This is a genomic window from Acinetobacter sp. TYF_19, assembly GCF_043105125.1.
Lineage (GTDB): Bacteria > Pseudomonadota > Gammaproteobacteria > Pseudomonadales > Moraxellaceae > Acinetobacter > Acinetobacter johnsonii.
Genome location: NZ_JBICLH010000067.1, coordinates 21,464 through 28,885, shown reverse-complemented (window position 1 = coordinate 28,885; position 7,422 = coordinate 21,464). Strand labels below are relative to the sequence as shown.

Sequence of the window (7,422 nt, the reverse complement as noted above, 5' to 3'; positions counted from 1 at the left end):
CAAATAAGCGGTATTGGACTTTGACACAAATTGATGAGCTATATAAAGAAATAAATTTATAATAAAAAGCCCACTTTCGTGGGCTTTAAAATACTTAATTTTTAACGACCATTATTACGTCCGCGACCACGTGGTGCTTTCGTATTTGGACGAGTAGTACCATTGGTTTTACGCTTTGGTTTCTCACTATCATCCATTTGCCAAATACGCTTCGTACCAGACTTTTTCACAGAGCCATCTTTGTTCTTACGAACCATAGGCTTACCACCTGTACCACCCGGTTTTTTCACATAAGAGCGTGAACGGTAAGGTTCTTCCGCAGGAATGTTCTGAAAGTCAGGGTATAAAAGTGGCTCGATTTCTTTGGTTTCGCCTGGCTGTAAACCCATTTGAACCAAATCAATTGCACCAATTTTAGTACGGATTAAACGTAAAGTAGGAAAACCTACAGCAGCAGTCATACGACGTACTTGACGGTTACGGCCTTCACAAATGGAAATTTCGACCCAAGACGTCGGCACAGACGCACGGAAACGTACAGGAGGATCACGCTCCCATAACCACTCAGGTTGTTCAACTTTAGATGCTTCAGCAGGTAAAGTCATACCATCTTTAAGTTCCACACCTTTACGCAACTGCTCAAGGGCTTCTTCAGTGACATCACCTTCAACTTGAACCAAATATGTTTTAAATTTTTTATTGGCAGGGTTAGTGATGTATTGGTTTAAACCACCATGGTCGGTTAAAAATACCAAGCCTTCAGAGTCCATATCCAAACGACCAGCCAAGCGCAAAGTAGAGTCGCTGACAAAGTCAGACATCGTCATATGTGCTTCATCTTTACGGAACTGGGAGAGGACGTCATAGGGCTTATTCAGGATGACGATTTTCATAGTCAATAACTTCTGTAATTACATAAAATAAGAAATATCAAGATTTATTTAATAGAGAAATGTAGTTATTTCTCGTATAAATCTCAAAAACAGCGGAATTCGATTAAGCTATTATGCGATAAGAAGAGTGGAAAGTATTGTCTATCGGCAATTATTTTTTAAATTTGCCAATTATAATAAAAGGGAGCGCCTGCAAAATGGGTTATCAGAAGATCATCGTTCCTGCGGATGGTAGTAAAATTACCGTAAACGCAGATTTATCATTAAATGTTCCAAATCAACCGATTATTCCTTTTATTGAAGGCGATGGTATTGGTGTCGACATTACACCAGCCATGAAAACTGTAGTGGATGCTGCAGTACAAAAAGCATATGGTGGTAAACGCTCGATTGAGTGGATGGAAGTCTACTGCGGTGAAAAAGCCAATAAAATTTATGGCTCTTATATGCCAGAAGAAACTTTTGATGCGCTACGCGAGTTTGTGGTTTCAATTAAAGGCCCCTTAACCACACCCGTCGGCGGGGGCATTCGTTCTTTGAACGTGGCGCTACGCCAAGAATTAGATTTGTACGTCTGTGTACGCCCTGTACGTTGGTTTGAAGGGGTACCATCACCTGTTCAGCACCCTGAACTGACCGATATGGTCATTTTCCGTGAAAACTCAGAAGATATTTATGCAGGAATTGAGTGGAAAGCCGATTCTCCCGAGGCAAAGAAAGTAATTAAGTTTCTCAAAGAAGAAATGGGCGTGACTAAAATCCGCTTTGAAGATAACTGTGGTATCGGGATTAAGCCTGTATCGAAAGAGGGAACGCAGCGTCTTGTGCGTAAAGCCATTCAATTTGCCATTGATAATGATAAGCCGAGTGTGACCTTGGTTCACAAAGGCAACATCATGAAATATACCGAAGGAGCGTTTAAAGAGTGGGGTTATGAACTTGCGATGGACCGTTTCGGTGGTGAGCTCATTGATGGCGGGCCATGGGTAAAAATTAAAAATCCAAAAAATGGTAAAGACATCATCATTAAAGATGTGATTGCCGATGCATTCTTGCAGCAGATTTTAATGCGTCCTGCGGACTATTCAGTGATTGCGACTTTAAACCTGAATGGTGACTATATTTCTGATGCACTGGCTGCAGAAGTTGGAGGGATTGGTATTGCGCCGGGTGCGAATATTGGTGGGGCGATTTCTGTTTATGAAGCCACGCACGGAACAGCGCCAAAATATGCCGGTCAAGATAAAGTCAATCCAGGCTCCATTATTCTTTCTGCTGAAATGATGCTACGGGATATGGGCTGGGTAGAGGCGGCAGATTTGATTATTAAAGGCATTTCAGGGGCAATTGAGGCGAAAACAGTCACTTATGATTTTGAGCGATTAATGCCGAATGCGACCTTATTGCGTTGTTCGGAGTTTGGTGAGGCTATTATTGCGAATATGGAATAAGCCTTAAGCTAAAAATGATAGAAACCCGCATATACTGCGGGTTCTCTTTTGTTGGCTTGAAAATAGGTCTGGAAATAGGTTTGTAATGTAAAACTAGGTTAAAGGATTTGTGCTTTCAGTGAGTATAGGTAAGGCTGAATAATAAGGGGGAGTTGATTCTTAACCATAATTTATATATGTAATTACATTGAATCACCTTGATACAGCTTATGGCTTGGGTTTTCTCCCTATTACTGTAAGGTGGTACTTGTCAACTACGGCAAATGATGAAAAAGGAGTAGTCTCATGGCTAATCAACAACAAAATAATCAGCAACAACGTCAACAACAGCCGAATCAACCCAAGAACAGCAAGATCAGCAGCAACAACAGCAACAGCCGAACCAGCCACAAGAACAGCAAAATCCGCAAAAACAACCGAACCCAGATCAGCAACAACGCTAGGCGTATTGCTATTTCATGAACGAATGCCAAAGGCGTTTCAAGGAAGTATCGATCAAAGGGAGTTGAACCAAAGGAGGACCTTATGTCGAATAATGTTGTGAAAACATTAAAACAGAAGATCAAAGCACGTTTAAAAAAGATTTCTAAGCATCAGTCTAAGCTGAAAGCCTTAGAGAAAGAACTGAAGAAACGTAAGTAATTTTACGTGGTTTATTTGAAGCAAAGCCCTCATTTTATATGAGGGCTTTGCTGTTACATATATAAGATATCTTTCAATATATGAGGTATTTAGTATGAAAAGGTAACTGTATCTTATTTTAATATCTAAAAATTAGCTGAGTAGTTGAATCATGTCTCGTTTAGTTCTGAGTGGAGCTATTTTAAGTACAAGTCTGCTGATGAGTGGATGTCAGCCACCCGCTTCGGGTGAAGCAGCAGGTTTGAGTTATCCATATTTATATTGGCAGTTATATAAGACACCTTTAGAGAAAAACTTAAATGTGCCTGTACAAGGTGTAAGCCATAAGCAGATACAGGACACTTGGGGGGCTGAACGTGGTCAGGGACGAAAACATCAAGGTATTGATATCTTTGCCAAACGTGGTACGCCTGTCTTAAGCGCCACATCAGGCATTGTCTTGGATGTCGGCCTCAATAGTCTAGGTGGACAAGTAGTATGGGTAATGGGACCAAACTTAAGCCGTCACTACTATGCACATTTAGATGCTTATGCGCCTAATATTCAAACGGGTGACTGGGTTGAAGTGGGAGAAGTATTGGGCTATGTCGGGAATACGGGCAATGCCAAAAATACGCCACCACATTTGCACTATGGAATTTATAGGACTGGAAAAGGAGCCGTAAATCCTTATCCGTATTTAACTTTAAATGCATTGAAATAACCGAGCTTTGATCTACAGATGTAAAAGTTTGAATGCATCCATTGTATTGATCATAGAAGGTCCCTCAATTGGGTTCTTTTCTTATACTTACACAATACATTTGTAGTATTTAGAGGTAAGTTAAAAATATCACTACGTATTTAACATGGATGACCCTCTATAACGCGCCCGACTAACGCAAGTAGGTTAATTCTTTTTTGATTCTCTTCAATGCGAAGGCTTAAAAGGCCTCTTTTTTAGTTGTTGGATTGGAGGTGGATGTCCTACGAGTAAAATAAAATAGTTGCAGTGTTCCTAAACTGAGTACTCCCGCAGCAAGCATAAACTGAAAGTGATATGACCAACCCAAATGCTGCAAGGTACTAAAACTTAGGCCACCGACCAGCTGGACCGTTGCAAAGCTGAGTGTTGCCATACTCCACAACTTTTTATAGGCCAAGCCGTAGAGTTGTAAGATGGTGTAGGAAGTGAGAAAAACCACCGCAGGGTTCAGTAGGCCTGTGAGAAATGAGGACATGAGCGTAAATACGGGCGAAAAACTCAGAACCGCAATAAAAACTGCCGCAATATAGACACTGTATAAAATCTTTAAAGCCAGAAAGTTGCCAAATTTACGCGCTAAAGCATAAGCTGTCGCTGCACCCAAAGCGCTGCCTAAGCCATATAAAATCCAGTTAAAATTGATCCAATATAAATTTAGCGTTAACACATGGCTTAAATAATCAATCCAAAACAAAGAATGGGGAATATACGCAAAGGCGCTGCAGGCATAAACAATGAGTAAGCTATAGTAAATTTTATTCACTGTATAAGTCTGGGGCTGGCTTGTAGGGATACTGTGCAGTTGTTTTTGGAAAGGGTGAACAAGTATCCATAATAACCATGTAATGACAAATGCAAAGCCACAGAGAATGAACCATGCACTACTGATTGCAATACGGTCTAAATACGGCATAAACAGCGTGGCTGCCAATACACCAATTCCTATTCCGCTAAATCCAATGAAATTAATTTTAAAACGGTGCTGTAACTCACTGCACTGCGCCACAATACTGGGCGATAGAATCATCAGCAAACCACCGCCGATACCTGAAATGATGCGCCACACCAAATACCAAACTTCATTAAAATGTGAAAATGCACAGGCAAATAGGCTGATTGAACCAAAGAGCGCAGCAAAAATGATATAGATTGGCATTTTTGCATTTTGTGGCAACTTCATTGCCCAAAATGCGCCGATCAGATAGCCCAGCAGATTGGCACTACCGAGTAGGCTGGCGAAATTGTGTGACCATTCATAGGCTTCGCGAGTGGACGGCAGTAGAGCTGTATAAGAAAAACGTAAGATGCCAATTCCCAAGCACATACTCAGGCAGAGAAAGAGACTCAGTTGTACGGTGCTTGAGAACGTCCTGTTCATCATAATTTGACTATTTGTTTAAAAAACACACTTGAACTATAAGATGAAATTTACAATAAAACAATCGGGTGATGTCCACCTTTAGTCGAGCGGAGTAAAGGCGCAGTCAATTTAATCAGTATCTTTGAGTTGATTGATATCCACTGCATCACCAATGGTATAAAAATGCCCGCCTGCAACATGATGGATACTTTTCCATTCATCTGCGGCTTCATGGTAGTACCAATGGCCATCTCTAAAAACACGATCATCTGCATAAGCGGCAATGACTTTGCCAATAAACAAGTCATGCTGCTGCTGATTATGCGGTTCAGGAATGAGTTCACACAGAATCCATGCACTACAGCCTTCAACCACTGGAATTGGGCTGTGACCAAACTGAAAAAGTTCGACCCCACATTGACGTAACTTTTCAGGAGCATCATATTGACTGATCATGCCCAGTCCGTAGACCATTTTCAGCTGTTTAAGTGTAGGGACTTGCAGCGCAAACAAACCCGATTTTTCAATAATACTGCGGGTTTTCGTAGATTTATCGAGTACGACCGTCACTTTGGCTGGGCTAAACTCTAGGGCGCATGCCCAAGCCGCGGCCATGACATCGGTGCTTTCATCATCTTGACTGGAAACCAGCACGGTTGGGCCGTGGTTGAGTAGCCGATATGCTTTTTCTAAAGGGACGGGCAGAATGTGAGGATTAAGCAAAGATTGATTCATGTAAAAGAACACTTTAACAGCCGTTTAAATGCTTTATACCACATTCTAAAACTGCCAATTCAGTCTAAATTTGTACATTCAGCGTGGAATATGGCGCAAAACAGTAAGCCCGTTTAAATTTTGATTTATAATTATGACAGCATCATTTAGGGAAACAATATGAATATCCCCTTAATCGTCAATGTCATCATTTTTATTGCATTGCTTTTTTTACTGGGCCAAACCCGTAAAACCGATTGGAGTTTAGCGAAGAAAGTACTGGCAGGTCTCTGTCTCGGTATTGTTTTTGGTCTTGCTTTACATGGGTTTTATGGTACGCATTCGCCTGTGCTGCAAGAGTCGGTACAGTGGTTTAATTTGGTCGGTAAAGGCTATGTCAAACTACTACAAATGGTGGTGATGCCTTTGGTATTTGTTTCCATTTTAGGCGCTGTGATTAAGCTGCACGATGCAGGTTCATTGGGTAAAATTAGTTTTATCAGTATTGGGACTTTGCTATTTACTACAGCGATTGCTGCATTTGTCGGTGTGGTGGTGACCAATCTGTTCGGCTTAACTGCGGCAGGTTTAGTGCAAGGTACACAAGAAACTGAACGTTTAAATAGGATTCAAACTGACTATGTCGGGCAAGTGGCTGACTTGCAAGTGCCTGATTTATTTCTGTCATTTATTCCGAGCAATCCTTTTGCCGAGCTGACTGGGGCACATCCAACCTCCATTATTAGTGTAGTCATTTTTGCAGTGTTTTTAGGCATTGCAGGTTTGAACCTCATGAAAGCGGATGCTGAAAAAGGGCAAAAGCTGTTGTCTGCAATTGACATCTTGCAAGCGTGGGTCATGAAGTTGGTGCGTCTAATTATGATGCTCACTCCTTACGGTGTGTTCGCACTCATGACCAATATTGTGGCCAACTCTAAAATGGCGGACATCTTAAACTTAGGTGGCTTCTTGGTTGCGTCTTATATCGGCTTGGCGATTATGTTTATCGTGCACGCCGTGATTTTGGCGCTCACAGGCGTGAACCCAATTCAGTTCTTTAAAAAGGTTTGGCCTGTGCTGACTTTTGCGTTTACTAGCCGTTCAAGTGCTGCGAGTATTCCTTTAAATATTGAAGCGCAAACACGACGTCTGGGCGTACCTGAGTCGATTGCCAGCTTTTCAGCATCATTTGGTACGACCATTGGGCAAAACGGCTGTGCGGGGCTGTATCCTGCGATGTTGGCCGTTATGGTTGCGCCGACAGTGGGTATTAATCCACTCGATCCACTTTGGATTTTGACTTTGGTTTGTGTCGTGACCTTGAGCTCGATTGGGGTGGCAGGTGTAGGTGGTGGTGCAACATTTGCAGCGCTGATTGTCCTGCCAATGTTGGGCTTGCCTGTGACTTTGGTTGCACTGCTCATTTCAATTGAGCCTTTAATTGATATGGGTCGCACAGCTTTGAATGTGAATGGTTCGATGACCGCAGGTGTCGTGACCAGTCAAGTCTTAGGTCAAACAGATAAGCGCATTTTTGAGCAAGACAATGTGGACTTAAAAGAAGTCTAAGCTGAGAAATATATAGCTTATGAACTGAAAAGAAGCCTATCTTCATGA

Annotated in this window: 7 protein-coding genes; 4 read left to right on the top strand and 3 right to left on the bottom strand. The window is 41.8% G+C overall.

Annotation, left to right across the window (positions count from 1 at the left end; all coding sequences use genetic code 11):
* Nucleotides 1-101: 101 nt before the first annotated feature.
* Entirely contained in the window at nt 102-893 is a 792-nt protein-coding gene (locus ACF8FD_RS09935) for a pseudouridine synthase (RefSeq protein WP_114837930.1), read from the bottom strand.
* Nucleotides 894-1,090: 197 nt separating this feature from the next.
* Here ACF8FD_RS09935 and icd point away from each other — a divergent pair, with 197 nt between their 5' ends.
* From icd to ACF8FD_RS09920, 3 genes are all read left to right on the top strand, one after another.
* Nucleotides 1,091-2,344 carry an NADP-dependent isocitrate dehydrogenase gene (gene icd / locus ACF8FD_RS09930; protein WP_005401098.1) on the top strand — a complete coding sequence of 418 codons (1,254 nt, stop codon included), beginning with the start codon at nt 1,091-1,093 and terminating at the stop codon, nt 2,342-2,344.
* A gap of 285 nt (nt 2,345-2,629) precedes the next feature.
* The gene (locus ACF8FD_RS09925) at nt 2,630-2,806 is read left to right on the top strand and encodes a hypothetical protein (protein WP_234305058.1); all 177 of its coding nucleotides are present in this window, start codon (nt 2,630-2,632) and stop codon (nt 2,804-2,806) included.
* 331 nt (nt 2,807-3,137) lie between these two features.
* Entirely contained in the window at nt 3,138-3,689 is a 552-nt protein-coding gene (locus tag ACF8FD_RS09920; protein ID WP_234305057.1) for a M23 family metallopeptidase, read from the top strand.
* Between the two features lie 220 nt (nt 3,690-3,909).
* Here the strand turns inward: ACF8FD_RS09920 and ACF8FD_RS09915 are convergent, their stop codons facing one another.
* Together ACF8FD_RS09915 and ACF8FD_RS09910 are read right to left on the bottom strand one after the other, a co-directional pair.
* Entirely contained in the window at nt 3,910-5,112 is a 1,203-nt protein-coding gene (locus ACF8FD_RS09915; protein WP_234305056.1) for a YbfB/YjiJ family MFS transporter, read from the bottom strand.
* Between the two features lie 108 nt (nt 5,113-5,220).
* Nucleotides 5,221-5,826, bottom strand: coding sequence for a flavin reductase family protein (locus ACF8FD_RS09910; RefSeq protein WP_234305055.1), 606 nt, complete (start codon nt 5,824-5,826; stop codon nt 5,221-5,223).
* A 159-nt stretch (nt 5,827-5,985) separates the two neighbouring features.
* Here ACF8FD_RS09910 and ACF8FD_RS09905 point away from each other — a divergent pair, with 159 nt between their 5' ends.
* Entirely contained in the window at nt 5,986-7,374 is a 1,389-nt protein-coding gene (locus ACF8FD_RS09905) for an L-cystine transporter (protein ID WP_234305054.1), read from the top strand.
* Nucleotides 7,375-7,422 lie beyond the last annotated feature (48 nt).